Annotated in this window: 24 protein-coding genes; 12 read left to right on the forward strand and 12 right to left on the reverse strand. The window is 68.0% G+C overall.

Going from position 1 to position 25,637, the window contains the following annotated elements:
* Positions 1 to 883 (reverse strand): type VI secretion system Vgr family protein (locus C1924_RS20505; protein ID WP_254051201.1); only part of this gene is annotated, 883 nt, incomplete at its 3' end.
* Between the two features lie 282 nt (positions 884 to 1,165).
* On the opposite strand from C1924_RS20505, the gene C1924_RS02230 reads away from it, so the two are divergent.
* Together C1924_RS02230 and C1924_RS20410 are read left to right on the forward strand one after the other, a co-directional pair.
* Positions 1,166 to 1,978, forward strand: coding sequence for an alpha/beta hydrolase (locus C1924_RS02230; RefSeq protein ID WP_108763882.1), 813 nt, complete (start codon positions 1,166 to 1,168; stop codon positions 1,976 to 1,978).
* A 23-nt stretch (positions 1,979 to 2,001) separates the two neighbouring features.
* Complete coding sequence (locus tag C1924_RS20410; protein ID WP_174208929.1) at positions 2,002 to 2,172, forward strand: hypothetical protein; 171 nt, start codon at positions 2,002 to 2,004, stop codon at positions 2,170 to 2,172.
* On the opposite strand, the gene C1924_RS02235 is transcribed toward C1924_RS20410, so the two are convergent.
* A complete protein-coding gene (locus C1924_RS02235; RefSeq protein WP_159094743.1) occupies positions 2,169 to 2,888 on the reverse strand; it encodes a hypothetical protein in 720 nt (239 codons plus the stop codon). The two genes, C1924_RS20410 and C1924_RS02235, sit on opposite strands and share 4 nt — an antisense overlap.
* A gap of 169 nt (positions 2,889 to 3,057) precedes the next feature.
* Between C1924_RS02235 and C1924_RS02240 the strand changes: the two genes are divergently transcribed.
* Positions 3,058 to 3,666, forward strand: a complete 609-nt coding sequence (locus tag C1924_RS02240) for a hypothetical protein (RefSeq protein ID WP_159094744.1) — start codon at positions 3,058 to 3,060, stop codon at positions 3,664 to 3,666.
* A 95-nt stretch (positions 3,667 to 3,761) separates the two neighbouring features.
* Entirely contained in the window at positions 3,762 to 4,730 is a 969-nt protein-coding gene (locus tag C1924_RS02245) for a polysaccharide deacetylase family protein (RefSeq protein ID WP_108763885.1), read from the forward strand.
* A gap of 16 nt (positions 4,731 to 4,746) precedes the next feature.
* On the opposite strand, the gene C1924_RS02250 is transcribed toward C1924_RS02245, so the two are convergent.
* The 3 genes from C1924_RS02250 to C1924_RS02260 form a co-directional block, all read right to left on the reverse strand.
* On the reverse strand, positions 4,747 to 5,622 hold the full coding sequence (locus C1924_RS02250) for an MnmC family methyltransferase (RefSeq protein ID WP_174208930.1): 876 nt from the start codon (positions 5,620 to 5,622) through the stop codon (positions 4,747 to 4,749).
* A 43-nt stretch (positions 5,623 to 5,665) separates the two neighbouring features.
* Positions 5,666 to 5,989: a hypothetical protein gene (locus C1924_RS02255; protein WP_108763887.1), complete on the reverse strand. Its 324-nt coding sequence runs from the start codon at positions 5,987 to 5,989 to the stop codon at positions 5,666 to 5,668.
* Between the two features lie 66 nt (positions 5,990 to 6,055).
* Positions 6,056 to 6,469, reverse strand: a complete 414-nt coding sequence (locus tag C1924_RS02260; RefSeq protein WP_108763888.1) for a hypothetical protein — start codon at positions 6,467 to 6,469, stop codon at positions 6,056 to 6,058.
* A gap of 88 nt (positions 6,470 to 6,557) precedes the next feature.
* On the opposite strand from C1924_RS02260, the gene C1924_RS02265 reads away from it, so the two are divergent.
* Positions 6,558 to 6,833, forward strand: a complete 276-nt coding sequence (locus C1924_RS02265; RefSeq protein WP_108763889.1) for a hypothetical protein — start codon at positions 6,558 to 6,560, stop codon at positions 6,831 to 6,833.
* A 92-nt stretch (positions 6,834 to 6,925) separates the two neighbouring features.
* Here C1924_RS02265 and dmeF read toward each other — a convergent pair whose 3' ends face one another.
* A complete protein-coding gene (gene dmeF, locus C1924_RS02270) occupies positions 6,926 to 7,891 on the reverse strand; it encodes a CDF family Co(II)/Ni(II) efflux transporter DmeF (protein WP_108763890.1) in 966 nt (321 codons plus the stop codon).
* 50 nt (positions 7,892 to 7,941) lie between these two features.
* On the opposite strand from dmeF, the gene C1924_RS02275 reads away from it, so the two are divergent.
* Together C1924_RS02275 and C1924_RS02280 are read left to right on the forward strand one after the other, a co-directional pair.
* On the forward strand, positions 7,942 to 8,226 hold the full coding sequence (locus C1924_RS02275) for a metal-sensing transcriptional repressor (RefSeq protein WP_108763891.1): 285 nt from the start codon (positions 7,942 to 7,944) through the stop codon (positions 8,224 to 8,226).
* A 96-nt stretch (positions 8,227 to 8,322) separates the two neighbouring features.
* A complete protein-coding gene (locus tag C1924_RS02280; RefSeq protein ID WP_108763892.1) occupies positions 8,323 to 9,648 on the forward strand; it encodes a GTP-binding protein in 1,326 nt (441 codons plus the stop codon).
* Positions 9,649 to 10,137: 489 nt separating this feature from the next.
* Here C1924_RS02280 and C1924_RS02285 read toward each other — a convergent pair whose 3' ends face one another.
* Together C1924_RS02285 and C1924_RS02290 are read right to left on the reverse strand one after the other, a co-directional pair.
* The gene (locus tag C1924_RS02285; protein ID WP_108763893.1) at positions 10,138 to 11,781 is read right to left on the reverse strand and encodes an ATP-binding cassette domain-containing protein; all 1,644 of its coding nucleotides are present in this window, start codon (positions 11,779 to 11,781) and stop codon (positions 10,138 to 10,140) included.
* 195 nt (positions 11,782 to 11,976) lie between these two features.
* On the reverse strand, positions 11,977 to 12,876 hold the full coding sequence (locus C1924_RS02290; RefSeq protein WP_108763894.1) for a LysR family transcriptional regulator: 900 nt from the start codon (positions 12,874 to 12,876) through the stop codon (positions 11,977 to 11,979).
* A gap of 223 nt (positions 12,877 to 13,099) precedes the next feature.
* Between C1924_RS02290 and C1924_RS02295 the strand changes: the two genes are divergently transcribed.
* Positions 13,100 to 14,278 carry a serine hydrolase domain-containing protein gene (locus C1924_RS02295; protein ID WP_108763895.1) on the forward strand — a complete coding sequence of 393 codons (1,179 nt, stop codon included), beginning with the start codon at positions 13,100 to 13,102 and terminating at the stop codon, positions 14,276 to 14,278.
* A complete protein-coding gene (locus C1924_RS02300) occupies positions 14,275 to 15,459 on the forward strand; it encodes an MFS transporter (RefSeq protein WP_108763896.1) in 1,185 nt (394 codons plus the stop codon). The genes C1924_RS02295 and C1924_RS02300 overlap by 4 nt, the downstream gene beginning before the upstream one ends.
* Before the next feature lie 90 nt (positions 15,460 to 15,549).
* Here the strand turns inward: C1924_RS02300 and C1924_RS02305 are convergent, their stop codons facing one another.
* Positions 15,550 to 17,169: an EAL domain-containing protein gene (locus C1924_RS02305; protein WP_108763897.1), complete on the reverse strand. Its 1,620-nt coding sequence runs from the start codon at positions 17,167 to 17,169 to the stop codon at positions 15,550 to 15,552.
* Between the two features lie 227 nt (positions 17,170 to 17,396).
* Here C1924_RS02305 and cycA point away from each other — a divergent pair, with 227 nt between their 5' ends.
* Both cycA and C1924_RS02315 read left to right on the forward strand, forming a co-directional pair.
* The gene (cycA, locus tag C1924_RS02310) at positions 17,397 to 18,767 is read left to right on the forward strand and encodes a D-serine/D-alanine/glycine transporter (RefSeq protein WP_108763898.1); all 1,371 of its coding nucleotides are present in this window, start codon (positions 17,397 to 17,399) and stop codon (positions 18,765 to 18,767) included.
* Between the two features lie 228 nt (positions 18,768 to 18,995).
* The gene (locus tag C1924_RS02315) at positions 18,996 to 19,760 is read left to right on the forward strand and encodes a lytic transglycosylase domain-containing protein (RefSeq protein ID WP_108763899.1); all 765 of its coding nucleotides are present in this window, start codon (positions 18,996 to 18,998) and stop codon (positions 19,758 to 19,760) included.
* 3 nt (positions 19,761 to 19,763) lie between these two features.
* On the opposite strand, the gene C1924_RS02320 is transcribed toward C1924_RS02315, so the two are convergent.
* Entirely contained in the window at positions 19,764 to 21,275 is a 1,512-nt protein-coding gene (locus C1924_RS02320) for a hypothetical protein (protein ID WP_159094745.1), read from the reverse strand.
* A gap of 20 nt (positions 21,276 to 21,295) precedes the next feature.
* A complete protein-coding gene (locus C1924_RS02325; protein ID WP_159094746.1) occupies positions 21,296 to 22,780 on the reverse strand; it encodes a hypothetical protein in 1,485 nt (494 codons plus the stop codon).
* 153 nt (positions 22,781 to 22,933) lie between these two features.
* On the opposite strand from C1924_RS02325, the gene C1924_RS02330 reads away from it, so the two are divergent.
* Positions 22,934 to 25,018: an NHL repeat-containing protein gene (locus tag C1924_RS02330; protein WP_108763902.1), complete on the forward strand. Its 2,085-nt coding sequence runs from the start codon at positions 22,934 to 22,936 to the stop codon at positions 25,016 to 25,018.
* Here C1924_RS02330 and C1924_RS02335 read toward each other — a convergent pair.
* Entirely contained in the window at positions 24,996 to 25,403 is a 408-nt protein-coding gene (locus tag C1924_RS02335) for a YciI family protein (protein ID WP_108763903.1), read from the reverse strand. The genes C1924_RS02330 and C1924_RS02335 overlap by 23 nt on opposite strands.
* Positions 25,404 to 25,637: the final 234 nt, after the last annotated feature.

Raw genomic sequence — 25,637 nt, forward strand, 5'->3', positions numbered from 1 at the left:
CCACGCGCAGCGCATCCAGCCGCGCCTGCGCTTCGGCATCGGCCCAGCCGGGCTGGGCGAAGCGGCCGGCGCGCGGCTGCACGTAGACCTCCAGCGCGGGCAGGCTGCCGGCATCGGCACTGGACTGCGCGGCCACGGCATTGACCTGTTCGCTGTGCCAGCTGGCCACGGTGCTGGCATTGGGCACCAGCTGCTGGCGCTCGGCGAAGGCGGTGATGCCGTCGCTGGCCTCGGCCATGTCGGCGCGATGGAAGCGCAGCGTGCCGGTGTCGGGCAATTCCGCACCCGGCTCGAACACCACCAGCGTGTGCGCGGCTTCCTCGCCCTGCGCCTGCTCGATGCGCCAGGCCAGGCCGGCCTCGGCCAGCAGCCGGGTGACAAAGGCCCAGTCGGTTTCGCGGTACTGGGTGGTGATGGCACGGGCGGGCAGTTCGGCCTGCACGTCGAAGCGGAACTCCGCCTGCGGGTAGTCGCCGAAGATCTGCTCGCAGATGGCGCGGGTGTCCTGGTCCTGGAAGATCACCGCATTGCGGCGCAGGCGCAGCAGCGCGGTCCAGGGTTCAAGGATCAGGCGGTAGCGGGCCAGGCCGCCATCGCTGCCCAGCTGTGCGGCCTCGGTGCACAGGCCATGCCACTGCCGCAGCGCGCCGTCGGCCTGGCGCAGCTGCAGGGTGAGCGGCTGTTCCAGCCAAGGGGCCAGATCGAGGACGGCATCGGTGGCCAGGCAGTCGATCTGCAGGCGGTTGTCGCCGCAGACCGATTCGGTGCCCTCGAAGCGTTCGACCACCCAGTCCTCACGTGGACCACGCAGTGTCAGTTGGCGTGGGTGTTGGCTGCTGAGTGTGATGGTCCGCGCCAGGGCGGCAATGGCGTCCTTTGCCATGGGGAAGAGTGAGCGATGGGCTGGCGCGCACTGTCGGGCAGGCAGGCGTTGGCGCCATCCTGAAACCGTTCAAAGTGTGGGTGGCTGCTGGATCGTGTGTTCAGAGAGGGTTGAGAACGACACTTGATCGGCCGGCGGCGGGGCAGATTCGGGGAAATTGCGTCAACTCGGTTCTGGGATGTGCCCCGGCGTGCAGGCCGCGTCAGCAACGGCGCGGGATTGCTCACGGCATCTGACGCTTGGCGTGACTAGGGTGGGATCTCCCTTCCCCCAGGAGCTTCCATGACTGCTTCCTCTGTCCGCCTGCACGTTGAAGACACCGGCGGCACCGGCCGCCCGGTCATCCTCATCCATGGCTGGCCGCTTTCGGCCGAGGCCTGGAAAGCACAGGTGCCGATCCTGCGTGATGCCGGCTATCGCGTAATCAGCTACGACCGGCGCGGTTTCGGCCGTTCGGAGAAGCCGGCTGAGGGCTATGACTACGACACGTTGGCTGCCGACCTCGCGGCGCTTATCGAAGAACGCGACCTGAAAAAGGTAAGCCTGGTCGGTTTCTCGATGGGCGGCGGCGAAGTGGCGCGCTATATCGGCAACCACGGTGAAGACCGCCTGCACAGCGTGGTGTTCGCGTCGGCAGTGCCGCCGTACCTGCTGAAGACGGATGACAATCCAGATGGCCCGTTGCCGCGGGCAAAAGCCGATGAAATGCGCCAAGGTCTGGAAAAAGACCGCGAGGCATTCTTCGACGGCTTCACCCGCGATTTCTTCAGCGCCAATGGAAAGCTGAAGGTGACGGAAGAGGAACGGCAGGCGGCGATAGCGCTATGCCATCAGTCCGACCAGACGGCGGCGCTGGGCTGTATGAAGGCCTTCGCGACCACCGATTTCCGGGCCGACCTGAAGCGCGTAACCGTGCCCGCCCTGGTGCTGCACGGCGACAGCGATGCGACCGTGCCGTTCGAGGGGTCAGGCGAGCGCACGCATGCGGCATTGCCGGGCAGCGAGCTGGTGCTGCTGAAGGATGCGCCGCATGGCTGCAATACCAGCCATGCCGATGATTTCAATCTGGCGTTGCTGAATTTCCTGAAGAAGTAGATCTGCACGCGCATACTTCAGCCATGCCCACCGCACGCACGCCCCCCTGGAAGAAGCCCAACCCGAAGGGGCAGAAGAAGCAACCGCTGTCGGATGCGCAGAAGGCGGCGGCGCGGCAACGGGCGGAAGAGAATGGCCGGCGTTACCCGAACCTGGTGGACAACATGTGGGCCGCCAAGCTGCCGCGGGGTTAGTGCGCGGCAGCGTCGTCTTCCACGGGCCAGGGTTCCCAGCCATCTTCCCGCCAGGGCGCCACGGTGCGTTGCTGCATCTGGATGGCCTGCTCGGGCAGGCCACTGGCCTGGGCCAGCTGCTGGCGCAGCACGGCGGGATCGGCCGCACTGGGCATCGCGACCTGCAGCACGTCGCCCTGCTGGCGCACCTGCGCGGGCAGGACGTCGGCATCGTAGCCGGTGATGTAGGCCATGGGCCCGCGCGAATAGCGCGGTATGGCGATGTAGTGCCCGGTGCGGACGATCACCGGCGCCCAGCGCAGCAGCAGTTCTTCGTGCTGCCGCTGCACGATGCGTACTTCCGCCACGGTGGCGGTATAGCCGAACGTGTTGCGCACCATCACGTTGAAGCGCGCGGGGTTGGGCATCAGCCACGCCCACGTGCCCACAGTGGCAAACAGCAGGAAGACGCCCACGAATGTCCACCAGCGCGGTGCGCGCGCGGGCAGCCTGAAGGTCAGTGACTTCGGATTCCTGCGCATGGCGCGCTTGTAGGCGCGGCGCTGGCGGCGGGTGGGGCTGTGTGGGCCGAGCGCGGACACCTGTTCCCTGCGTGGCAGCGTGGCCAGGCGCGCATTGATCACGTTGACATAGCCGTACATGACAAGCGCGACCGCCCCGCCGCAGGTGACCAGGCAGGCGAGCAGGTACAGCACATGGATCTGGGTGTCACTCATTGCGTGTGCGTGCGGCAGCAGGGCGTACATGATGGCCGAGATTGAAGCCAGTGTCGTTTCTGCCACCCGACAGCCTTCCGTTAGCTGGCTACGATGTCTGACCGCCCTTCCGATCGAGTGAATGACGTCTCCGGCTGCCCCTCTCAGGCGCCTCATGGGCCCTGGCTTGATGCTGTTTCTGCTGCATGGCCTGGCGCTGTCATCGGTGGCATTGGCTGTGGGTCACTTCCACCAACGCCTGCAGCTGCTGCTGGAGCCGGTCGCGCTGCCGCTGTTGCTGGCCTGTGGCGGTAGTGACCCGGTGGCACGCATGCGGGTGGCTGAGGTGCTGCTGGCCCGCGCAGGTGCGTTGGATGACTGGCGCCCGCTGTGCTGGCTGGTGGTGAGTGCGCTGTTGTTTTCGCTGCTGGGCGCGCTGGGCGTAAGCGTGCATTGGCTGCGCCGCGCGCGGGGTATCCATCACCGCAGCATCACGGGGCTGCTGGGTCTGCATGTGCTGGCGCTGGTGCTGGCCGGTGCCGTACTGCGCATGTACGAACACGTGTGGCATGGGGTGGTGACGGGACTGCCCACGCTGTGCATGACCGAATCGCTGGCGATGGAGGGCGGCTTGCCTGTACCGCCGCAGCGTACGTTGCCGCAGATGCTGTCCCGCGCCGGTCTGCTGGTGCCGCAGGCGCCGGATACGCTCGCCTTCGTGCTGTGCGCGGTGTTGCTGGCAGCCATGGCAGTGGGCGTGTGGCTATGGCGGACGTTACCGGTGACCGCAGCGGACTGAGGCCGGGCTCTGCCGGCGGTGTGGTGGGTGGGGTGTGGCTGTTGCGCGGCGAGCGCAGGTAGAGTGTCGGTTTCCGCCGGAACCGGGATGTACTGATGCGTTCGTTGCTGCGTGCCGTGCCGTTGTTGTTGCTTTCGTTGGTGGCGCAGGCGGCCGAGGTGGACCGCCGGATTGCGGTGACCATTGATGACCTGCCATGGGCACGCCTGGACGAGATCGCGCCCGCCGACCTGCAGGCCCGCCATGAGGCGCTGCTGGCGCAGCTGCGGCAGGCCGGTGTGCCGGTGGTCGGCTTCGTCAACGGCAACAAGCTGGAAGTGGACGGCGTGGTGCAGCCGGCGCGGGTGCAGATGCTGCGCGACTGGCGTGATGCCGGCTACACGCTGGGCAACCACACCTGGTCGCACATGGATCTGAATGCCAAGGGCGTGGAGGCGTTCCAGCAGGATTTCCTGCGCGGCGAGGAGGTGCTGAAGCCGTTGCTGGCTGAGCGCGGGCAGGTGCCGCAGTGGATGCGCCACCCTTACCTGCGCGCGGGCCGCACGCCGCAGGAGCGTGCGCAGATGGACACGTTCTTTGCCGAGCATGGGTACCGCATTGCGCCGGTGACGGTGGACAACGGCGAGTGGGTGTGGGCGTTCGCCTATGCCAACGTGATGAACGAGCAGCCGGATTCACCCGGGCGCGAGGCGACGCTGGCGCGCCTGCGCAAGGGCTATGTGCCGTACATGCTGAACAAGGTGGATTACTACGAACAGCAGTCGCAGGCCCTGTTGGGGTATGCCCTGCCGCAGGTGTGGTTGATGCACGCCAACGAGCTCAATGCCGCCACGTTTGCCGAGCTGGTGGCCGCCACCCGGCGGCGCGGCTACCGCTTCGTTTCGCTGGAAGAGGCCCTGCGCGACCCAGCGTATGCGCGTGGCACCCAGGGTTACGACGGCCGCTACGGCCCGAGCTGGCTGCACCGCTGGGCGATGGCCGAGAAGAAGCCCAAGGACTTCTATGCCGGTGAGCCGGTGGTGCCGAAGTGGGTGATGCAGCTGGCGAAGGTGGATTACGAGTAAGGCGGCGGGGCCGCAATCAGCGCTTGACGGCCAGTACGCCGTCCAGCGCCAGTTCGGCCTTGAAGCCGGCCTTTTCCAGGCGCTTGGCCACTTCACGCGGCACATCGCGGCCGCTGGTCAGCTTGTTGGGCGCACCCGTGTAGTGGAACAGGCGGCCGCCCTTGCGGATGACGCGGGCGAGGTGGTCGTAGAACGCCTGCGAATACAGTTCGCCCGCAATGCCGAAGCGCGGCGGGTCATGCAGGATGGCGTCCACGCTGCTGCTGGCCACCTGTTCGATCTGCTGCGAGACATCGCCCTGGCCGAAGTGCAGGCGACCACCGGCCGCTGCGGAATCCGGGTCGGGTGACCATGGATTGAGCGTGCGCAGCCACATGACGTCGGCATTCTTCTCGAAGGATCGGATCTGGCCGACGCCGGCTTCCAGTGCGCAGGCGGCGAAGTACCCCAGGCCACCGCAGGTATCGAGGATGGACTTGCCGGCCGGTGCGACCAGTTCCACCTTGCGGCGTGCATCCTCGAAGGGCGAGAGCTTGGAGGTTGGCAGCATCTTGATGCCGTCGATCTCGAAGGTGGGCGCGCCCCATTCGGTGGGTACCAGCTTGATGAGCGAGCCGCTGTAGCGCGAGATGGGCGCGAAATCCTCGCCGTCCCAGTAGTACAGCGTGCGGTCTTTCAGCTTGCCCGGCCACGGGTAGTGCTGGCCGCGGAAACGGAAGCCTTCCGCCTGCAGCCCAACCGTTTCCTCGCTGCGGCCCAGGTCGAGCGAGCCCTGCCAGTCGTTCGTGCCCTTGTCATGCGCGCGGCGCAGGGCTTCGGCGCTGTCGCGGGTGAGCAGGGGGCCGGTGTAATGGGGCACGGCGGGTACCGGGGCTGGGTGGGGGGAGGGCATGGTACCCGACCTGCCGTGAGCCCAGCAGGGGGGCTGGTCCGGGCTACGGGGTGCTGCTGCAGGCAAAGCCGTGGGTGGTGCCCTCGCCGGCCAGGAAGCTGACGCCACTGGAGGGCTCGCCGCCTTGCAGTGCGCAGGCCCGGCGATGCACGGCCTGGGTCGCGGGCGGCTGCCGCGAGTACTCGTAGAGCATGCTGCCATCGTCCAGCAGCTGCCAGTGCACGGTCACCCGTGTGCGCTGCCCATCGTCCGTTTCCCAATCGAGGGTGCGCAGCACCAGCGTGCGGCCATCGTCGGTCTGCCGTACCTCGTCATGGGCGCCGGTGGTGGTGACCGGGACCACGGTGAGCAGCAGGGAAAGCAGCATGGCATGGCCCTCAAATGGGCCAGCCTCATCCCGTCAGTTGCGAAATGCCATGAGGAAAGTTGCAGATTATTCGCACTTCACCGCGTACACCGGTCCGGCGCCGATCAGCAGCAGGGCCATGTAGTCGCTGTCACCCGCTTTGGCTTTCATTGAGGCGCCGCGCCTGGTGTGGAACAGGCCGAAGCCGCCCGAGCGGCGGAGGAGCGCGCTGTCGATCTGCTGGGCATCATCGGGGAAGTAGCGAGCGACATCGCTGCGGGTGGCCTGGTCCAGTGCGTTGGGTTCGCGATGCCACTGGCCATTGCGCTCGAAGGACACGAAGTACTGGCCGCCTTCCTTGTCGATGCGGAACTCGGCCGGCTTGCGCGTGCTGGTGGTGAAGCAGCCCTGCAGGGGGTCGGAGGAGAAGGGCAGCTGGGTACCGCCGGAGCAGGCGGCCAGCAGGAGGGCACCGGGCAACAGCAGGCGGAACGCGTGCATGGGATGTCCCGACGGAGCAGGTGCGGCTAGTGTAGGGCGCGGGTGGTGGCAGCCCGTACCGATAATCGGCAAGAACCAGGAAACGGCGATGGCACAGGGCAAGGCACCGTGGTGCGGGTTGGCCAGCTGGCTGGGTTTGCTGGCCGGGTGGGGTGCGGGCGGGCTGGCGGCGCTGGCGTTTGGTGGCAGTGCACCGGCCGCCGGGGTGAGCGTGGGGGTGCTGGCATCGGCGGTGGTGGGGTTGGGGCTGGCGGTGGCAGCGCGGGCCCGGGAGGAACGTTACGCCTGGCTGGGCATTGGCGGCGCGGTGGTAAGTGCGCTGCCGTTGAAGGTGTATCTGTTCGGGATGCTGTTGAAGCTGTAGGAGCCGGCTTTGGTAGAGCCGAGCCCATGCTCGGCTGCTCTGGGCAGAACCAGCCGAGCATGGGCTCGGCTCTACAGGAAAGGACCGCGGCATCACGCCGGGCGGTGGATTTCCAGCGTCACGTGCACCAGTTCCTCGTGCACGGACAGCGCGTGGCGCAGCTGGTCGGCATCGAGCGTGGCATCGTCGGTGACCACGCTGGCAGCCACTGCGTATTTGCCGCGGCCGACCTGCCACACATGCAGATCGGCCAGGCGGGCCGCCCACGGGCCTTGCTCGATCACTTCGCGTACCTCGGCCACTACCGGCGCATCCATCTGCGCGTCCAGCAGCACGCGGCCACTGTCGCGCAGCAGGCCGACTGCCCAGACCGTCACCAGCACGGCGCCGACCAGGCCCATCACCGGGTCCAGCCAGGAAGCACCCCAGAGTTTTCCACCCAGCAGCGCGATGATGGCCAGCACCGAGGTCGCAGCGTCGGCCAGCACGTGCATGTAGGCCGACCGCAGGTTGAGGTCGTGGCCATGGGAATGATCGTGGTTGTGGTGGTCATGGGTATGGCCATGGTCATGCCCATGACCGTGGTGGTGGGCGTGGCCGGGGCTGTCGTGCAGCCACCAGGCACACAGCAGGTTCACGCCCAGGCCGACCACGGCGATGAGGATGGCCTGGTCGTAATGGATGGGCGCAGGCACCCACAGGCGCTGCAGCGACTGAGCGGCCATCAGCGCGGCGACACCCAGCAGGGCGATGGCGCTGGTGTAACCGGCCAGGATCTCGATCTTCCATGTGCCGAAGGCAAAGCGCGGGTCGTGTGCATAGCGCCGTGCGCAGCGGTAGGCGAATACCGAAAGGCCCAGTGCAAGTGCATGGGAGCTCATGTGCCAGCCATCGGCCAGCACGGCCATCGAGTTGAACCACCAGCCACCGAAGATCTCGATGAACATCATGCTGACGGTGAGCCAGAGGGCGCGGCGGGTATTGCGTTCGGCGAGGGGATTGCCGTCGTCGAACCGGTGGTCGTGGCGGCGGGAGGCGGCGAGGGCGTCCAGGTGCATGGGAGTGTTCATGAGTGGAAGGATACCCCCACGGGGTATACGATAGGCCCATGGCACATGTACACAAGAACCGGAAACAACTGCTGACCCGGGTGCGCCGCATCGGCGGCCAGGTGGCGGCACTGGAACAGGCACTGGACCGCCCCGAGGGCGCGGCGGGCGACTGCGCGGACGTGCTGGTGCAGGTGGCCGCGGTGCGCGGCGCCGCCCACAGCCTGTTGATGGAGCTGCTGCACGAGCATCTGCAGGAACACGTGGTGGGGGCCGAGGACCCGCAGCAGCGGGCAGCCGAAGCTGAAGTGCTGGTGGAACTGCTGCGCCGATACGCCAAATGACCCGATAGTGCCGGCCGCTGGCCGGCAGCATCGCCAATGCAGTGTGCCTGTTTAATGTTATATAGTAACATTTCCATCCGCAGCCCTTCGCCCCGCATGAACCCTGTTTCCCGCGCCGACCGCCGCCTGCCGGTCACCGTGCTGTCCGGCTTCCTCGGTGCCGGCAAGACCACGCTGCTCAACCAGATCCTGCGCAACCGCGAGGGCTTGCGCGTGGCGGTCATCGTCAATGACATGAGCGAGGTCAACATCGATGCGCAGTTGCTGCGCGATGGCGGTGCCGAGCTGCGCCGTACCGAAGAAACGCTGGTGGAGTTCAGCAACGGCTGCATCTGCTGCACCCTGCGCGACGACCTGCTGCAGGAGGTTCGCCGTCTGGCCGACGCCGGCCGCTACGACTACCTGCTGATCGAGTCGACCGGCATTGGTGAGCCGATGCCGGTGGCGGCCACCTTTGCCGTGCGCGATGAGCAGGGCTTCAGCCTGAGTGATATCGCGCGGCTGGACACGATGGTGACCGTGGTGGATGGCAGTGCTTTCCTGGCCGATTTCGGTTCGACCCTGCGCCTGGCCGAGCGTGGCCAGCAGGCGGGCCCGGATGATGACCGCAGTGTGGTCGATCTGCTGTGCGAGCAGGTGGAATTTGCCGATGTGATCGTGGTGAGCAAGACCGACCAGACCGATGAGGACGTGCTGCAGGACACGCTGGCGGTTCTGCGTGGGCTCAACCGCGATGCGAAGCTGCTGCTGTCGTCGTTCGGTGATGTGCCGCTGCGCGAACTGCTGGATACCGGCCGCTTCGACTTCGAGCGCGCACAGCAATCACCCGGCTGGGTGAAGGAACTGCGTGGCGAGCACACGCCCGAAACCGAGGAGTACGGCATCGGTAGTTTCGTCTATCGGTCGCGCCGCCCCTTCCACCCGGGCCGCTTTGCGCGCGCGCTGCAGGAGGGCATGCCCGGTGTGATACGCAGCAAGGGCTGGTTCTGGCTGGCCAACCGGATGGACTGGGTGGGCGAGCTGAGCAGCGTGGGCGCCGCGACGCGCACGCAGGCGGCCGGCTTCTGGTACGCCGCACGCGAGCGCGTGCGTGCCGGTGAAGAGGACACCACGCCGTTGCTGCCGCCGACCCCGGTGCCGTACAGCGATCTGGGCTGGGCCCGGCAGCAGGCCGAATGCTGGAGCGCCCCGCTGCCGGGACGCGAGGCCTTCCCGGATATGGAAGCGCACGCGGCGATGGCGCGCCTGTGGCACCCGCTGTGGGGTGACCGCCGGCAGGAACTGGTGGTGATCGGCGTGCACATGGATGAGCGCGCGGTGCGCGCAACGTTGGATGCGTGCCTGCTCAACGACAGTGAGCTGCGGGCGGGGCCGTTGTTGTGGCAGCAGTTGCCGCAGGCGTTCCCGGTGTGGAAGCGGTGAGCACTGGGTGCAGTAGATCCACGCCATGCGTGGATGGCGGAAATCCGCTGGGGTCAGAGCCCTTTTGCGTTGCAAAAGGGATCTGACCCCGTGGGTGCAGTAGATCCACGCCATGCGTGGATGGCGGGATCTCCGCTGGGGTCAGAGCCCTTTTGCGTTGCAAAAGGGATCCGACCCCGGGCGTAGTAGATCCACGCCATGCGTGGATGGCGGGATCTCCGCTGGGGTCAGAGCCCTTTTGCGTTGCAAAAGGGATCCGACCCCGGGCGTAGTAGATCCACGCCATGCGTGGATGGCGGGAGCTCCGCTGGGGTCAGAGCCCTTTTGCGTTGCAAAAGGGATCCGACCCCGTGGGTGCAGTAGATCCACGCCATGCGTGGATGGCGGGATCTCCGCTGGGGTCAGAGCCCTTTTGCGTTGCAAAAGGGATCCGACCCCGTGGGTGTAGTAGATCCACGCCATGCGTGGATGGCGGGATCTCCGCTGGGGTCAGAGCCCTTTTGCGGTGCAAAAGGGATCTGACCCCGGGTGTGCATCGCGCCAATGCCAGCCGTCGGCGTTCACCTGCAACACCTGCGTCGGCTGCAGGGCGCGCAGCAGGTGGGTGTCATGGCTGACCATCACCAATCCACCTTCCCACGCACCCAGCAGCGATTCCAGCGCCTGCACTGCGGTCAGGTCCAGGGCATTGCCGGGCTCGTCCAGCAGCAGCAGCTGCGGTGCCGGTTGGGCGTAGAGCACGCTGGCCAGCGCGCCCTTTACCCGTTCGCCGTCACTGAGGCTGCTGGCGGGGCGCTGGATGCGCTGTGCGTCCAGCCCGAGCAGGGCCAGCCGTGTACGCAGCTCGGCCGGGTCGGCGGTGGGGTTGGCGGCCTGCACCGTAGCCAGAATGCTGCTGTCGCCCGCCAACGCCAGCAGCTGCTGGTCCAGCAGTGCCAGGGGTGCAAGGCGCTGCACCTCCCCCGAGCGCGGCGGCAGCTGGCCCGCCAGCACGCGCAGCAGGGTGGACTTGCCGCTTCCGTTGTCGCCGACCACGGCAATGCGCTGGCCGCGACGGATGTCCAGCTGCAGCGGTGCACTGCAGCCATGTGGCAAAACCAGATCGTGGGTCTGCAGCAGGCGTGCACTGCCGCGTTCGCCGGCAGTGGCGAACAGGGCGAGTTCAGGCGCCACCTGCACCGCCGCAGCCGCTGTGCGCAGGTGCTGTGCCGTGGCCTGCAGGCGGTCGGCCTGGATCTGTTGCGCACGGCCGTGGCTGGCTTCGGCACGCTGTTTCTGGCCACCCAGCAGGATCGGGGCCTGGTTGGCCTGCTTGGCATTGCGGTTGCCGCGCGACTGCCGCTGCTGCTGGCGCTCGTGCTGTTCGCGCGCGCTGCGCTGCTGCTGGCGGTGCTGCGCGCGGGCATGATCGAGCTGGGCGAAGGCGGCCTGCTGTTCGGCGGCACGCGCATCGGCATAGTGCCGCCACGGACCGCCGTAGCGGTGCAGCCCGCGCGCGTCCAGCTCCACGATCTGCTGCAGGTGGGCCAGCAGATCGCGGTCGTGGCTGATGACCAGCAGCCCGCGCGGCCATTGCTGCAACTGCTGGTACAGCTGCTGGCGGTTGCGTGCGTCGAGGTGGTTGCTGGGCTCGTCGAGGATGAGCCAGTCGGCGCCGCTGGCCCACGCGCCGGACAGGGCCACGCGCATGGCCTGGCCACCGCTGAGGCGTGCGGCCGGCTGCACGGGCTGCAGATCATCGGGCAGGCCCAATGTCTGCCACTGTTGTTGCAGACGTTCGCGCAGGTCCCAGCGGTCACCGATGCAGGCGAAATCCGCTTCGTCGACGCTGCCGGCTTCGATGCGTGCCAGCGCTGCCAGCTCATCACCGACCCCGGCCAGCTCGCCCACCGTGCCGCGCGGCGGGTAACCCGGTGTGGGCAGCAGGAAGACGCGGCCGCTGCTGCGCACCTGGCCGCTGTCGGGTTTCAGCTTCCCGGCCAGCAGGCGCGCGAGCACGCTCTTGCCGGTGCCATTGGCACCGACCAGGCCGGTGGCCAGCGGTTCAAAGGAAAACGAAAGTTCGGAAAACAGCGATCGGCCATCGGCCAACCGATAGGACACGCGATCGAGCGCGAGGGAATGCGTGGTCATGCGACCTCCATGGGATGCCTGGTTCTCCCCTGCGCACAGGGGCGGGAAGAGTCGGGCCGTCTAGTGGAAAGACGGCGGCATCACTGGCGCATTGGTCGCGGGCCTCTTGGAGGAATGAAGGGGGATTATAGCGCTCGTGGATGAATGGCCGCGTTGGCGGGATCGCGCCATCCACGCATGGCGTGGATCTACGGGTCAGGGGACGGTGTCCAGGCGGGCGCTGATGAAATCGATGAACACCCGCAGCTTCGGCAGTACATGGCGGCCGGAGGGCCACAGCAGGTGGAACGTACCGCACGAATGCACGTGCTCATCCAGCACGGTGACCAGGCGGCCGTCGGCGATGGCATCACGCACCGAGTGCAAGGGAACGAAGGCCAGGCCGATATCGCGCAGGGCCAGTGCCACCCGGGCTTCGATGGTGTTGGCGACCATGTGCACCGGCAGTTCCTGCGCGGCCTGCGGCTCGGGCCACTGGATGGGCCAGGGCTCGAGCTTGCCGCTGCTGGGGAACCGGTAGTGCAGCAGGGTGTGCTGCAACAGATCGGCCGGCACCCTGGGCACGCCGCGCCGCTGCAGGTAGGCCGGCGAGGCAACGATGCGCCGTGGGAACACGCCCAGGCGCCGGGCGTTCATGCGTGAGTCGCTGGGTTCGCCGACGCGCAGCACGGCATCGAAACCTTCTTCGATGACATCGACCAGGCGGTCGCTGAAATCCAGGTCGAGGCGGATGTCTGGGTAAGCGGCCATGAAATCGGCCAGCAACGGCAGGGTGAGATCACCCACCAGCGGCAGGCTGATGCGCAACGTGCCGCTGGGTACGGCGTGCGGCTGGGCCAGTTCGGTGCGTGCGGCATCGCGTTCGGCGAGGATGCGGCGGCAACGCGCCAGGAACAGCTGGCCTTCGGCGGTGAGGGTGATGCTGCGCGTGCTGCGGTGGAACAGGCGTACGCCCAGCGCGTGCTCCAGCCGTGCCACGCTCTTGCCCGCGGCCGAGGCAGAGATGCCCAGCAGGCGGCCGGTTTCGACGAAGCTGCGGGTATCGGCCGCATGCACGAAGGTCTGCAGATTGGCGAGATTGTCGAGGACGGACATGGGCAGCGCGGCCGTAAAAACGCAGGGTAGGCGCAGTGGCGGCGTGCGGCTAGGGGCCCGTTGCAACACTGCGGTTCAACACCGATGACCCGGCAGCCTTCCTGTGCTGTCCGCGCTTGCCGGCGATTGCGGACCTGGCGGTCCTCGAAGCACGGAGCGCTGCCCCGCTTTTTGCGGTGGCGTGGGCTGCCTAACGTGGCGACCCTCCCCCAAGGATTGCCCCATGAACGCGCTTCCCGTTGATACCTCCGCCCCTACCTTGCCTGCCGTGGCAGGCGTGCTGCAGCAGGCCCACCCCCAGCAACTGGTGGGTGCGGTGGTGCTGGTGCGCGAACACGGTGTGCTGCGCCATGCCAGCGCCAGTGGCCTGGCCGACCGCGAAGCGGGCACGCCGATGCAGCGCGATCAACTGTTCCGTCTGGCGTCGGTGAGCAAGCCGCTGCTGACGGCGGTGATCCTGCGACTGGTGGCCGATGGCGTGCTCGACCTGGATGAGCCGGTGCAGCGCTGGCTGCCGGATTTTCGCCCCGCACTGGCCGATGGCAGCGTGCCGCCGATCAGCCTGCGGCAGCTGCTGAGCCATACCAGTGGCCTGGGTTACCGCTTCCTGGAGGCGGATGCGGAAGGCCCCTACGCGCGTGCGGGTGTGAGTGATGGCATGGATGCGAACCCGTTGAGCCTGCAGGAGAACGTGCAGCGCATCGGCCGCTCGCCGCTGCTGTTCCCGCCCGGCAGCCAGTGGCTGTATTCGCTGGGCGTGGATGTGGCCGGTGCGGTGGCCGAGTCCGCCAGTGGGCAGACCCTGCAGCACCTGTTTGATGCCCTGCTGGCGCAGCCGTTGAATCTGCGCGACACCGGCTTCAGCACGATGCATGCGGCGCGCCTGGCGACGCCCTATGTCAGTGATGCGCCGCAGCCGCACCGTTTGCAGGAAGGCGAGATCGTCGCGCCGTTCGATGGCACGGTGGGGATCGAGTACAGCCTGGCGCGTGCCACCGATGCCAGCCGTTACGCCTCGGCAGGGGCAGGGCTGATCGGCAGTGCCGACGACGTCATGAGCGTGCTGGAAGCGCTGCGGGATGTGCGGGCGTCCGCACTGCTGCCGCCGCCGCTGGTGGCGGAGATGGGACGCCTGCAGGCCGGCGAACAGGGGCCGGCCGATCCGCCAGGTTGGGGCTTCGGGCTGGGCTTTGCGGTGCTGCACGATCCGGCGGCGTCCGGCACGCCGCAGGGCGTGGGCACCTGGCGCTGGGGCGGTGCCTACGGCCACAGCTGGTTCGTGGACCCGACGCGTGGCCTCAGCGTTGTGGCCCTGACCAACACACTGTACGAAGGCATGCATGGGGCGTTCGTCGATGCCCTGCGCGATGCGGTGTACCGCGACCTGGGAGCTGCGCGATGAGCGGGCACGCCATCGACGTGTCATCGCCAGCCGGCGAGGCGACGCGGCTGCCGTGGAATGGTCTGCTGGCCCTTGCCGGTGGCAGCTTCATCACCCTGCTCACTGAAACCCTGCCGGCGGGGGTACTGCGGCCGATGGGGCAGAGCCTCGGCGTGAGCGACGCGGCGGTGGGCCAGCTGGTGAGCGTGTATGCGCTGGGTTCGGTGCTGGCCGCGCTGCCGATGACCGCGTTGACCCAGCGGTTGCCACGCCGGCCGCTGCTGCTGGCGGCCATTGCCGGCTTCGTTGTGGTCAACGCGCTGACGGCGCTGACCAGCAACTACACGCTGCTGCTGGTGGTGCGTTTCCTGGCCGGCGTGGGTGCGGGCCTGCTGTGGTCGCTGGTGGCGGGCTACGCCGCGCGCATGGTGGTGCCTTCGCTGCAGGGAAGGGCGATCGCGGTAGCGATGGTGGGCTCACCGCTGGCGCTGTCGCTGGGTGTGCCGGCGGGCACGCTGCTGGGCCAGCAGATCGGTTGGCGCTGGGCGTTCGGCCTGATGGCACTGCTGGCGGTGCTGCTGCTGGGCTGGGTGCGCTGGGCGGTGCCTGCGCTGCCGGCGGCGGGCGGCGGCCAGAGGATGCCGCTGGGCAGCGTGTGGCGCCTGCCCGGTGTACGCAGCACCCTGCTGGTGATGGCGCTGTACGTGCTGGCGCACAACGTGCTCTACACCTACATCGAGCCGTTGGCGATCCTGGCCGATGCACAGCCATGGCTGGACCGCGTGCTTCTGGCGTTTGGCGTGGCGGCGGTGGTCGGCATCGGCATTGCAGGCTGGGGCGTGGACCGGCACCTGCGCGCGCTGGTGTGGGCGGCGGTGGCTGGCTTCGTCGTGGCGGTCGTGGCGCTGCTGCTGTGGCCAGGCGTGCCGCAGGTTCTGCTGCTGGCCAGCGTGATCTGGGGCGTAGCGTTTGGCGCTGTGCCGACGCTGTTCCAGACCGCAGTGGCCCGGCGTGCCGGCGCCGCGGCTGATCTGGCGCAGTCGATGCTGGTGACCGGTTGGAACCTGGCGATTGCTGCTGGCGGAGTGGCCGGTGGCGTGGTGCTGCAATCGGTCGGTGCGGGTCAGCTGGCGTGGCTGCCGCTGCTGTTGCTGGCGGTGTGTGCGGCGTGGCTGTGGGCGCGGCCGAAGGCCTGGGCGTAATCCGTAGTGGAGTGGGGCCAGCGGACGGCCCCCGGTCATGCCATCCACGCGTGGCGTGGATCTACCGGGTGCGGCGACCCGGGTTGGCGGTCATTCTTCCGGTGCAGCCTGTTCGATCGGCACCGTGCGTGGATTCTGCATGTCTTCCCGCGCGGCGCCGTAACGTTGCTTGCGCTGCTGGTGGAAGGCGATGAACGCATCACGCGGCAGCGGCCGTGAGAACAGCCAGCCTTGCCCGAACTGCACCTGCTGGCTGTGCAGGTAGGCCAGTTGCGGCTCGGTCTCCACGCCTTCGGCCACCACCCACAGGCCCAGCTCCTTGGCCATGTCGATGATGTGCGGGGTGACCGGGCTGGTGGCGCTTTCGGTGCCGATGGCATCGACGAACGATTTGTCGATCTTCAGCGCGTCCAATGGCAGCTGCTGCAGGTACTGCAGGCTGGAATAGCCAACGCCGAAATCATCGATGGCGACGCTGTGGCCGGCACGCCGCGCGGCGGCCAGCATGGTGCGCGCGCGGTCGGCATCGAGGAAGCCGCGCTCGGTGGCTTCCAGCCAGATCTGCTGCGGCAGGATCCCACTGCCGGCCATGCGCTCGGTGATCGACCTCAGGGCGCGGCCGCTGATGATGTCGCCGGCATCGAGGTTGATCGCGATGTGGGCGCTGCGGTCCTGCACCAGCAGATCACGCATGTCGTCCACGACGTTCTCGATCACCAGATCGGTCAATGCGGTGATCAGGCCATGCTCTTCTGCCAGCGGTACGAAGATGTCCGGCCGCACCTGGGAGCCATCGGGACGCTGCCAGCGCACCAGCGCCTCGGCACCCACGCAGATGCCGGTTTCCAGTTCGATGATGGGCTGGTAGTGCAGGTAGAGCTCACGGCGGCGGATGGCCACGGCCAGCTCGCCACGCAGCGACAGGCGGCGGCGCGACAACCAGATCACCAGCCCGGCTCCGGCGGCGGCCAGCAGCAGGCCCAAGGGCACGAACAGCCAGGCCTGCTGGCGGAAGGTCGCGGCCAGGGCGGTGCGCGGTGCGGTGGCGATGGCCAGCCATTCGCCATTGCGGGCGGTGGCGTACAGGGTGTCCTTGTCCAGCCCTTCGCCGGGGTCGCGCAGCTGCTGCTGCAGCAGGGCGTTGTCCATGCCGCTCTGGCCGGACAGCAGGCGCCCATCGGGGCTGGCCAGGGCCAGCCGCACCTGCGGGTCGGCAATGACATCGATGAAGCGCCGGGGATCGACCAAGGTGTCATAGGCGCCATAGGTGACAGCGATGACCTTGCTGCCGTCGGTGGTCTGCGGGCGCACATCCAGGCTGATGCCGGCACCGTCGCTGGTGACGTGGTCCGGTGCAGGCTGGTCGGCGTCGCCGTTGAACATGCCCCATGAGGTGCAGCGTAGTTTGCCGCCCTCGAAGTAGCCCATCTGGTCGACCGACGGTGTGGTCATCACCAGGCTCTGCATGCGCCGGATATGTTCGGCGCTGCAGGGGGGCAGGCGCGATGCTTCTGCGGATCTGAGCACCGTCAGCGACTGTTCGTAGGACACATCGGCGCGGCGCAGGGCGCGTTCGGCAATTTCCCGCAGGCGGCTCTGCTCCACGCTGACGGCGCGGTCCCAGGTGGCATAGACCATCACCGCGATCGGTACGAGGGCGGCCAGGATGGCCAGCAGCGTCGCGGCGATGATGACGCCCAGCCGGCTCACGGGCCAGCTTCCAGAGGGCGGGGCAGGGCGCTGGTCATGGCGGGGCCGGTCCTTGATCGGATGCCCTATCTGAGCATGTTGGGCCGCGCGGGGAAATGGGCAGCCGTGCCGAGGGGGCGGAGCATGGGGTGAAAGCGTGAGGAATTGACGCTTTTGCCCGGTGGCGCTGGCGCCCGGCGCGGCAGAGGACTACCGTCGAGGGCTTGACCCGCCCCCTTCCCGGACCCATGACCGAGCCCGCCACGCCCCCCGAGCACCTGCGCCGCAGCCTGTCCAACCGTCACCTGCAACTGATCGCCATCGGCGGTGCCATCGGTACCGGCCTGTTCATGGGGTCGGGCAAGACCATCAGTCTGGCCGGTCCGTCCATCCTCTTCGTCTACCTCATCATCGGCGCGATGCTGTTCTTCGTGATGCGCGCGATGGGCGAACTGCTGCTGTCCAACCTGCAGTACAAGTCCTTCATCGACTTCTCCACCGATCTGCTGGGCCCCTGGGCCGGGTTCTTCTGCGGCTGGACGTACTGGTTCTGCTGGATCGTCACCGCCATCGCCGATGTCATCGCCATCGCGGCCTATGCGCAGTTCTGGTTTCCCGAGCTGCAGGCGTGGATACCCGCACTGCTGTGCGTGATGCTGCTGCTGGGCCTGAACCTGGTGACCGTCAAGCTGTTCGGCGAAATGGAATTCTGGTTTGCGTTGATCAAGATCGTGGCCATCTGCGCCCTGATCATCACCGGTGCCGGCCTGGTGGCCTGGGGCTTCACTTCGCCCAGCGGGCACACGGCCTCGCTGTCCAACCTGTGGAACGATGGCGGGATGTTCCCGATGGGCCTGGTGGGTTTCTTCGCCGGGTTCCAGATTGCGGTGTTCGCCTTCGTCGGCATCGAGCTGGTGGGCACCACCGCCGCTGAAACCGCCAACCCGGAGCGCAACCTGCCCAAGGCGATCAACTCGATCCCGGTGCGCATCATCATTTTCTACGTGCTGGCCCTGGTGGCGATCATGGCGGTGACGCCCTGGCGGCAGGTCGTGCCGGACAAGAGTCCGTTCGTGCAGCTGTTCGTGCTGGCCGGCATTCCTGCCGCCGCCAGCCTGATCAACTTCGTGGTGCTTACCTCGGCCACCTCGTCGGCCAACAGCGGGATCTTCTCCACCAGCCGCATGCTGTACGGCCTGGCCGAAGAGGGCCACGCGCCGCGGGGCCTGTCGCGGCTGTCGCGCGCGGCGGTGCCGGCCCGTGGTCTGCTGTTCTCGTGCCTGTGCCTGCTGGGCGGCACCCTGCTGATCTATCTTATCCCCAATCTGGTGACGGCCTTCACGCTGGTGACTACGCTGGCCACGGTGCTCTTCATCTTCGTCTGGTCGCTGATTCTGGTGGCCTACATGGTCTACCGTCGCCGCTACCCGGAACGCCACGCGGCCTCGATCTTCAAGATGCCCGGCGGCGTTGCGATGTGCTGGGCGTGCCTGGTGTTCTTCGTGGGCGTGCTGGTGCTGCTGAGCCTGCAGGCCGACACCCGCCAGGCGCTTGTCGCCAGCCCGGTGTGGTTCGTGCTGCTGGGCGCGGGGTACTGGCTGCGGAGCCGACGCCGGTAGCGTCGACCGTTGGTCGACTGTCGCGCGTGGCGCGGGGTTTTGGCGAACTGATTGGAGAGCAGTCGACCAACGGTCGACTCTACCCCGTCGGCCGGGCATGAACCGGTGGCACGGCGCGGGGTTTTGGCGAACTGATTGGAGAGCAGTCGACCAACGGTCGACTCTACCGGGGCGCCTACCGCGCCATTCACCCGGATTTCGCAGGTGCGGCCGGATCATCCGGCCGCCATGTTTCTCCATCCCGCCCTCGTTGCGCTGTTGCTGCTGCCGGGCCTGGCCAGTGCCCGCACGGTGTACCGCTGCGTGCAGGGCAATACGGTCAGCCTGGCTACAGCGCCGGAGCCGGGCTCCCGCTGTACGCCCAAGGATATCGACGACAACGCCATCCAGACCCCCAACCTGTGGGGCAACATGGGGGTGTTCAGCGGCGTGCTGTACGAACGTGAGCAGGACGGAAAGCTCGTCTATTCCACCCGCAACCTGCCCGGTTCACGGGTGTTCCTGAAGTTCACCGTTGCCACCCCGCCCGGTGAACCGGCCCACGAGGGCCTGGGCAGGGTCGGCAAGCCGCAGCTGGCTCCGCATGCCAGGCAGTTCAAGGCGGCGGCCAAGGCCACCGGTGTTGATGACGCCTGGCTGCGCGCGATTGCCCATGCCGAAAGCAATTTCGATGCGCTGGCCGTATCCAGCAAGGGCGCGCAGGGAGTGATGCAGCTGATGCCCGAGACCGCGCTGGAGTACGGGGTGCGTGATCCGTTCTCGCCACAGCAGTCCATCGACGGCGGTGCCCGCTACATGCGCGCCCTGCTGCGCCGCTACAACGGCGACCGCCCCTTGGCCGCGGCCGCCTACAACGCGGGCATCGGTGCGGTCAGCCGCTACCGCGGCGTGCCCCCGTATGCCGAAACCCTCGCCTACGTGGACAAGGTGATGGCGTTGTACGCGCGTTATCGCGAAGCGATGGGCATCCGCACCGAGGTGCCGGCCAGGTAACGGCTACTCGAACGGGTAGAGGGCATGCTGCCCGCGCGTACCGACAGCGGCGATCGCGTCGCGGACATCGGCGCGCTGCAGGACCTGTTGCTTGCGCGCAATGCGTTCGGTGTCCAGCGGCCATTTGGGGATGTCGCCGTAATCCTGTACCCACTGCAGCGCAGCCTGGCGGGATTCCGGATCGCGCAGGCGCCTGATGAGCTCGGCAGCGGCGTCATCCAGTCGATCCTGGGCGAGCAAGGCCACCAGGTACGGCTCACGATCGCTGCCCTTGCGCGCGGCGATGGCGGCGGTGGCGCGTGCCACGCCTGGCGCATCACCCTGCTGCTGATACGCCACCACCCGCACCAGATCGGCAACGCTTCTGCCGTAGTCGCTGACAGCGTGCAGCTCACTCACAAGGGCGAGGGCCTGCGCGGGCTGCCGATCATCGGCCAGCCACAGCGCCAGATTCAACTGCTGGCTGACAGCGGGATGCCCATTGGTGCCGAACGTCATGGCGTAGCGCAGGGTGGTGATCGCCGCCTCGGTCTGGCCCAGCCGGCGCTGTGCCTCGGCGCGCAGGTTGAGCAGCCACGCCATATCCATCAGCGCGTCGTCATCGTGCGCATGGAAGGCCGGTGTGACATCGGCAAACGCCGCGCTGGCCTCGATCAGGCCGACGTTGTCACCGGCCTGCAGCAGGCCGTTCAGCAGTGCAGTGACGCGGGGCAGCTGGAGGGGATCTGCCTGCACATCGCGGCGCAGGCGCGCGACGTAGGGGGCGAGCGCCGCTTCGGGCGAGAGCGGTGCAGCGCGGCCGGCCATCGCTGCATCGAAGCGGTGGTCGATGCTCAGGTACAGCAGCGGCATCGGCTCGTCGATGCGTTCGACCGTGCGCTGCAGTGCCTCGGCCTGGCCGGTATCAGCCTGCAGCTCGGCCAAGCGCTGCCACCGGTACTGCGGGGCCTGGCCCGCATCTGTCCACTGCGCATCGAACAGCGCCTGCAGCAGGGGCTGCAGCGCGGCGTTGTCATGGCGCAACGCCTGCGTCAGGTAGTTGACCAGTGCCGGCCGGAAGCGATCGCTGGCATCGCTGCTGTCCCTGGCCAGTGCCTCGCACAGGGCGCGTGCGGCGTCCACGGGCCGATCGGCACGCGCGAAGAACACTGCACGAAGATCCTGCGGATAGCTCCGCTCGGGGGTGAGCGCCTGTGCCTTCTGCAGCAGGCCCAGTGCCTCGTCGAAGTGTTTGCCTTCGACGGCCAGCCATGCCTCGAGTTCATAGGCGCCGGCCCGCAGGGCATTGTTGCTGCGGGCAAACCCCGGGTCATGCCGCAGGCGCTCCAGCAAGGCGCGGGCACGCGGATAGTCGCCCTGTTCGGCGGCCGACCAGCTCATGCGCAGCTGCTGGGAGGGTGTGGCCTCGGACATCGCGCTGGCCAGTTTCTGCGCTGGAAGATTTGCTGCCCCGGCCCAGGGTGCGGCAGACAGTGCAAGTGTGAGCAGGAGCGTGCGGGTGAACGTCGTGGGCATGTCCGGGTTCCGGAATCGAGTCAGCGGGATGTGTCGTTGCCAAACAGGTCGTAGCGCTCGACGCGGCCCACCTTGGCCAGGGCGGCCTGGACGTCGGGCCGGGCCACCAGTTCGCGCCAACGTGCCTGCATGGTGGCCTCGGCGGGCAGCGTGGGTGCGCGGCGCATCTCCTGCAGCGCCAGCAGTGCGCTGCTGCGCAGCTTCAACGACTCGAGCTGCACGATCAGCATGGCCGTCGCTTCATTCATCCGCCCCGCTGCCAACGGCAGCTCGTAGAGCAGACTGGCCGCGGCAGGTCCCTGTTCGACCACGCCGCGCGCGGCGGCGGCCGCTTCGGCTTTGTCGCCACGATGCTGTGCAGCCACGAAGCGGATGTAGTTGCGTTGGGCGATGCCGTAACCGGACAGCGTGCCGGCGGAGGCCACGGCGGCGTCTGCCTCTTCGTATCGGCCAAGGGCGAGGAGCAACAGGCCGAGATCCAGCTGGTCCTGCGGCGCACGGGGCGTTCCGTCCGTCATCTGTACGACCGTGTGCAGGGTATCCACGGCGGCCTCGGGTTGGCCCAGGTTGCGCTGCGCACGGGCACGCAGGGTCAGCAGTGGCGGCACCCCTTCAAGCTGTGGGCCGCCGGAGCGGGCCTTTGCCACGGTCGTGGCTGCGTCATCGGTGATGGCTAACACCTGTGCGTTGTCGCCCACCATGAGGGCGGCCGCGCTGAGGCGGGCAAGGCTCGCGTCGCGGTCGCCGTTGAGCGAAGCGCGCACGCGCTGCGCATCCATCTGGCGCTGCGCGGCCTGGCGCGGATCAAAGCGCGGATCGGCGCGATCGATGTAGGCGTCAAAGCGTTTGTCGCTGCGAAGCTGGATGATCTCCATCGGGCCGTCGATGCGCGCTACCGTGGCGCGCACCGCCTCACTGTCGCCGGCGTCGTGCTGCAGGCCCGCCAGGATGAGCCACAGGTCGGATGGTTCCTCGCCATCGCTCAGCCACTGGTGGTCGAACAGTGCCTGCAGCAGTTCGCGACGCTCGGTGGGAGCGTTGATGAGGCCGCGCTGCATCTGTTCGATGCGTTCCCGCGTGATCGGCATGGACCCGCCAGCTTTGCCGATGGCTTTTACCAACAGCGTGGCGGCGGGCTTGAGGCTGCCCTGTGCTGCTTCGATGGAGCTCAGGGTGAAGAGGGGCAGCACGGCGTCAGGCGCCAATGCGATGGCCAGCTGCGCGTGCTCGGTGGCCTGTGGATACCGGCGCAGGGTCGCGGCCGTCATCGCAGCGATGCTCAAGGCCCGCACCCGCACGTCCACGGGTGCCGAGGCCATGCGCGGATCGGCGACCATCATATCGGCGGCGAGTGCCGCCTCCTGGATGCGGCCCGCGTTCATCAGCTGCGTTGCCTGTGCGATCTGCGCCTCGATCGACGTGTCAGTGTCCTCGGCGGAGCGTGGCGCCACGCTCTCCCCTGCCGACAGGGACGCGGTGGGGGCGAGCAGAACGGCAGCGAGCAACAGGGTGAGCGTAGGTCCAGACATGCGTCGACACCTTCCATGGAGTGCGCCGATTGAAGCCCGATTGCGAGGGCGTTACAAGTGTCGCGCTCGACGCCGTTGCAGCCAGCGTCTATGGTCGTGGCCTCTTCCTGGGCAGGGCGAATGCGAGCGATGGCACGGCGGCAGTGGATGGCAGTGGGTGTTGTGGTGGTGGCAACGGCCGCTGCGCTGGCGGCCACCTGGTGGGAACGCCCCGCGCAGGTACCGGCTGCACCCGCTGGCCCGCCGCCCACGCCGCTGGCCTGGACCGCGCAGATCGAACCGCTGGCCGGTGACGGCCACCCCGGTGACCGCGACGGTCCTTCTGCGCAGGCGCGCTTCGCCGAACCCTATGCGCTGCTGCGCGCCGCCGATGGCAGCGTCTACTTCACCGATGCCGGCGACAACAACCGGATCCGCCGCCAGCTGCCTGATGGTCGCATGGAGACGGTGGCCGGGCAGGGCGAGGGGCTGGCCGACGGGCCGGGCCCGCAGGCGCGCTTCAACACGCCCTCGGGCATTGCGGCCGACGCGCACGGCAATCTGTATGTGGCCGACACCGGCAACCACGCGATCCGCCGCATCGGCACTGATGGCCAGGTGACGACCGTGGCCGGTGGCACGCAGGGCTTTGCCGATGGCCCGGCGGCCCAGGCGCGCTTCGACGGCCCGATGGGCATCGCGGTGGATGCACAGGGGCAGGTGTTCGTGGCCGATACCTGGAACGACCGCATCCGGGTGATCGGCACCGATGGCACGGTGCGCACGCTGGCTGGCGGTGATCGGCCAGGCTTCGCCGATTCGGTGGGCGCCGAGGCCCGCTTCGATACACCCGTGGCGTTGGCCTTCGATGCGCACGGGGCGCTGCTGGTGGCCGACTTCTTCAACAATGCGGTGCGACGCGTCGGTGCCGATGGCACGGTCAGCACCGTGGTCGGCAACGGCGGTGTCATCAATGGGCCGCTTTCGCTGGCCACGACCCACGACGGCGTGCTGTACGTGGGTGATTTTGGCGGACGCATCGTGCAGGTGACGCCGCAGGGCCACCAGATCGCACTGCTGGGCAACGACCGGTTGCCACGCCTGGCGCGGCCCAGCGGCTTGGCCGTGGAGGACGATGGCAGCCTGCTGGTGGCCGACGCTGCGGGCTATCGCGTGCACCGCGTGCGTCCACTGGCGGTGGGCGCGCTGCCGGCACCTGCACTGGTGGGCCCGGCGGCCGATGCCGCACTGCCGGAGACGGGCGGGCGCTGGCCGCTGGCCCCGCAGCAGGGCTGGCACGAAGTGGTCGGCACGCTGGGAGAGGTGCGCGGCACCTTCACGGGCGAGAGCCGCCATCACCTGCATGGGGGCTTCGATGTGCGAGGCGATGTGGGGCAGACCGTGCTGGCCATTGCCGAGGGCAGGATCAGCAGCCCGATCGCGGCCTGGAGCCTGGGCGGCCAGGCCGAGGGGCTGGCGGTGGGGCGCCTGAACTACATCCACATGCGGGTGGGCCGCACGCCGAAGGGTGAGCCATTCGACGCACGTTGGCAGCCCCTGTATGACGACGCTGGCAAGCTGGAACGCATCCGCGTGCGGCGTGGTACGCGCATCCATGTGGGTGACCGGCTGGGCAGCATCAACAGCCAAGCCCACGTGCACCTGCAGGTGGGTACGAGCGGGTTCGAGACCAATGCGGTGGCGTTGGGTTTCACCGGCTATGCGGACCACTTCGCACCGCGCATCACCGAGGTCAGCCTGCTGGATGACAACGACCAGCCACTGGCCGCCGGCAGCGATGGCGTGGTGATGCTGGCGCGGCAGGGGCGCGGCGTGCAGATCGTGGTGGAGGCGTGGGACCAGGTCGACAACAACCTGCCGCGTCGCCGCCTGGGGCCGTACCAGGTGGGCTACCAGATCCTGGATGCGGGCGGACAACCGCTGCAGGGCTATGAACAGCCGCGCTGGAACATCGTGTTCAACCGCATGCCACCGCAGAAGCAGGCAGTGAAGGTGGCCTATGCGCCTGACAGTGGCATCACCGTGCATGGCAGCGCGGTGACCCGCTTCCGCTATCTGGCGACCAACACCGTGCGCGACGGGCTGATGGAAACCGGGCGCTGGCAGCCGGCGGCGCTGCCGCCGGGCGAGTACATCATCCGTGGCAGTGCGCGCGATTACAGCGGCAACGAAGGCATCGGCAAGCGCGATGTCAGGGTGCGGCTGCTGCCATAGCGGCGGGCGGCGCACCGCAGCGTTCGCGTTCGGCGTCCATGTCTTCCAGCGGCCGCACTTCGATGCTGCCAAAGCGTGCCCAGGGGAACTGGCGGGCGATGCGCATGGCGTCGTCGCGATTGCGTGCGCGGATGAGGTTGAATCCGGCGAGGAGTTCGCGGGTTTCGGCGAAGGGGCCATCGAGCACGCGGCTGTTGCCATCACGCACGCGCAGGGTCTGGGCGGTGTCGACCGGCTGCAGCTTCTGCGCGGCGATCAGGGTGCCTTCGGCCTGCAGCTGGTCGGCGTGGGTGAGGCAGTCGCGCATGAGTGCATTGAATTCTTCGCTGGGCAGGGCCTGCAGCAGGGCGGGTTCGATGTAGATGAGGAGCAGGTACTGCTGCATGGCACGGTCCTGGCGGGGCGGGTGCCCATGATGGCGCAGGTTTGCCTGCGGGCATGCTGCAGCGCGAAAGGCCGCCTGCGGCGGGCGACCAGCGAACGGCGGAGCCCCTCCGTGGTGGTTCATTCGCAGGGGCTTCCGGGTTGGGCCGGTCGGGGTGGTGGCGCGGGACACGCCGTTAACCCATCCATGGGGGCTCGTAGGCGCCATCCATGGCGCCTGCGGTCCCGCGCCCCC

It is taken from the genome of Stenotrophomonas sp. ESTM1D_MKCIP4_1 (assembly GCF_003086895.1).
Taxonomy (GTDB): domain Bacteria; phylum Pseudomonadota; class Gammaproteobacteria; order Xanthomonadales; family Xanthomonadaceae; genus Stenotrophomonas.

What these genes read in the sequence shown, in the direction of transcription:
- C1924_RS02265 (WP_108763889.1), top strand. Translation starts at nt 6,558, where the DNA reads ATGGCACAGGGCAAGGCACCGTGGTGCGGGTTGGCCAGCTGGCTGGGT.
- C1924_RS02250 (WP_174208930.1), bottom strand. Translation starts at nt 5,622, where the DNA reads ATGCCCTCCCCCCACCCAGCCCCGGTACCCGCCGTGCCCCATTACACC.
- C1924_RS02255 (WP_108763887.1), bottom strand. Translation starts at nt 5,989, where the DNA reads ATGCTGCTTTCCCTGCTGCTCACCGTGGTCCCGGTCACCACCACCGGC.
- dmeF (WP_108763890.1), bottom strand. Translation starts at nt 7,891, where the DNA reads ATGCACCTGGACGCCCTCGCCGCCTCCCGCCGCCACGACCACCGGTTC.
- C1924_RS02285 (WP_108763893.1), bottom strand. Translation starts at nt 11,781, where the DNA reads ATGACCACGCATTCCCTCGCGCTCGATCGCGTGTCCTATCGGTTGGCC.
- C1924_RS02320 (WP_159094745.1), bottom strand. Translation starts at nt 21,275, where the DNA reads ATGCCCACGACGTTCACCCGCACGCTCCTGCTCACACTTGCACTGTCT.
- C1924_RS20410 (WP_174208929.1), top strand. Translation starts at nt 2,002, where the DNA reads ATGCCCACCGCACGCACGCCCCCCTGGAAGAAGCCCAACCCGAAGGGG.
- C1924_RS02260 (WP_108763888.1), bottom strand. Translation starts at nt 6,469, where the DNA reads ATGCACGCGTTCCGCCTGCTGTTGCCCGGTGCCCTCCTGCTGGCCGCC.
- C1924_RS02335 (WP_108763903.1), bottom strand. Translation starts at nt 25,403, where the DNA reads ATGCAGCAGTACCTGCTCCTCATCTACATCGAACCCGCCCTGCTGCAG.
- C1924_RS02330 (WP_108763902.1), top strand. Translation starts at nt 22,934, where the DNA reads ATGGCACGGCGGCAGTGGATGGCAGTGGGTGTTGTGGTGGTGGCAACG.
- C1924_RS02230 (WP_108763882.1), top strand. Translation starts at nt 1,166, where the DNA reads ATGACTGCTTCCTCTGTCCGCCTGCACGTTGAAGACACCGGCGGCACC.
- C1924_RS02300 (WP_108763896.1), top strand. Translation starts at nt 14,275, where the DNA reads ATGAGCGGGCACGCCATCGACGTGTCATCGCCAGCCGGCGAGGCGACG.
- C1924_RS02275 (WP_108763891.1), top strand. Translation starts at nt 7,942, where the DNA reads ATGGCACATGTACACAAGAACCGGAAACAACTGCTGACCCGGGTGCGC.
- C1924_RS02290 (WP_108763894.1), bottom strand. Translation starts at nt 12,876, where the DNA reads ATGTCCGTCCTCGACAATCTCGCCAATCTGCAGACCTTCGTGCATGCG.
- C1924_RS02240 (WP_159094744.1), top strand. Translation starts at nt 3,058, where the DNA reads ATGCTGTTTCTGCTGCATGGCCTGGCGCTGTCATCGGTGGCATTGGCT.
- C1924_RS02235 (WP_159094743.1), bottom strand. Translation starts at nt 2,888, where the DNA reads ATGAGTGACACCCAGATCCATGTGCTGTACCTGCTCGCCTGCCTGGTC.
- C1924_RS02315 (WP_108763899.1), top strand. Translation starts at nt 18,996, where the DNA reads ATGTTTCTCCATCCCGCCCTCGTTGCGCTGTTGCTGCTGCCGGGCCTG.
- C1924_RS02295 (WP_108763895.1), top strand. Translation starts at nt 13,100, where the DNA reads ATGAACGCGCTTCCCGTTGATACCTCCGCCCCTACCTTGCCTGCCGTG.
- C1924_RS02280 (WP_108763892.1), top strand. Translation starts at nt 8,323, where the DNA reads ATGAACCCTGTTTCCCGCGCCGACCGCCGCCTGCCGGTCACCGTGCTG.
- C1924_RS02245 (WP_108763885.1), top strand. Translation starts at nt 3,762, where the DNA reads ATGCGTTCGTTGCTGCGTGCCGTGCCGTTGTTGTTGCTTTCGTTGGTG.
- cycA (WP_108763898.1), top strand. Translation starts at nt 17,397, where the DNA reads ATGACCGAGCCCGCCACGCCCCCCGAGCACCTGCGCCGCAGCCTGTCC.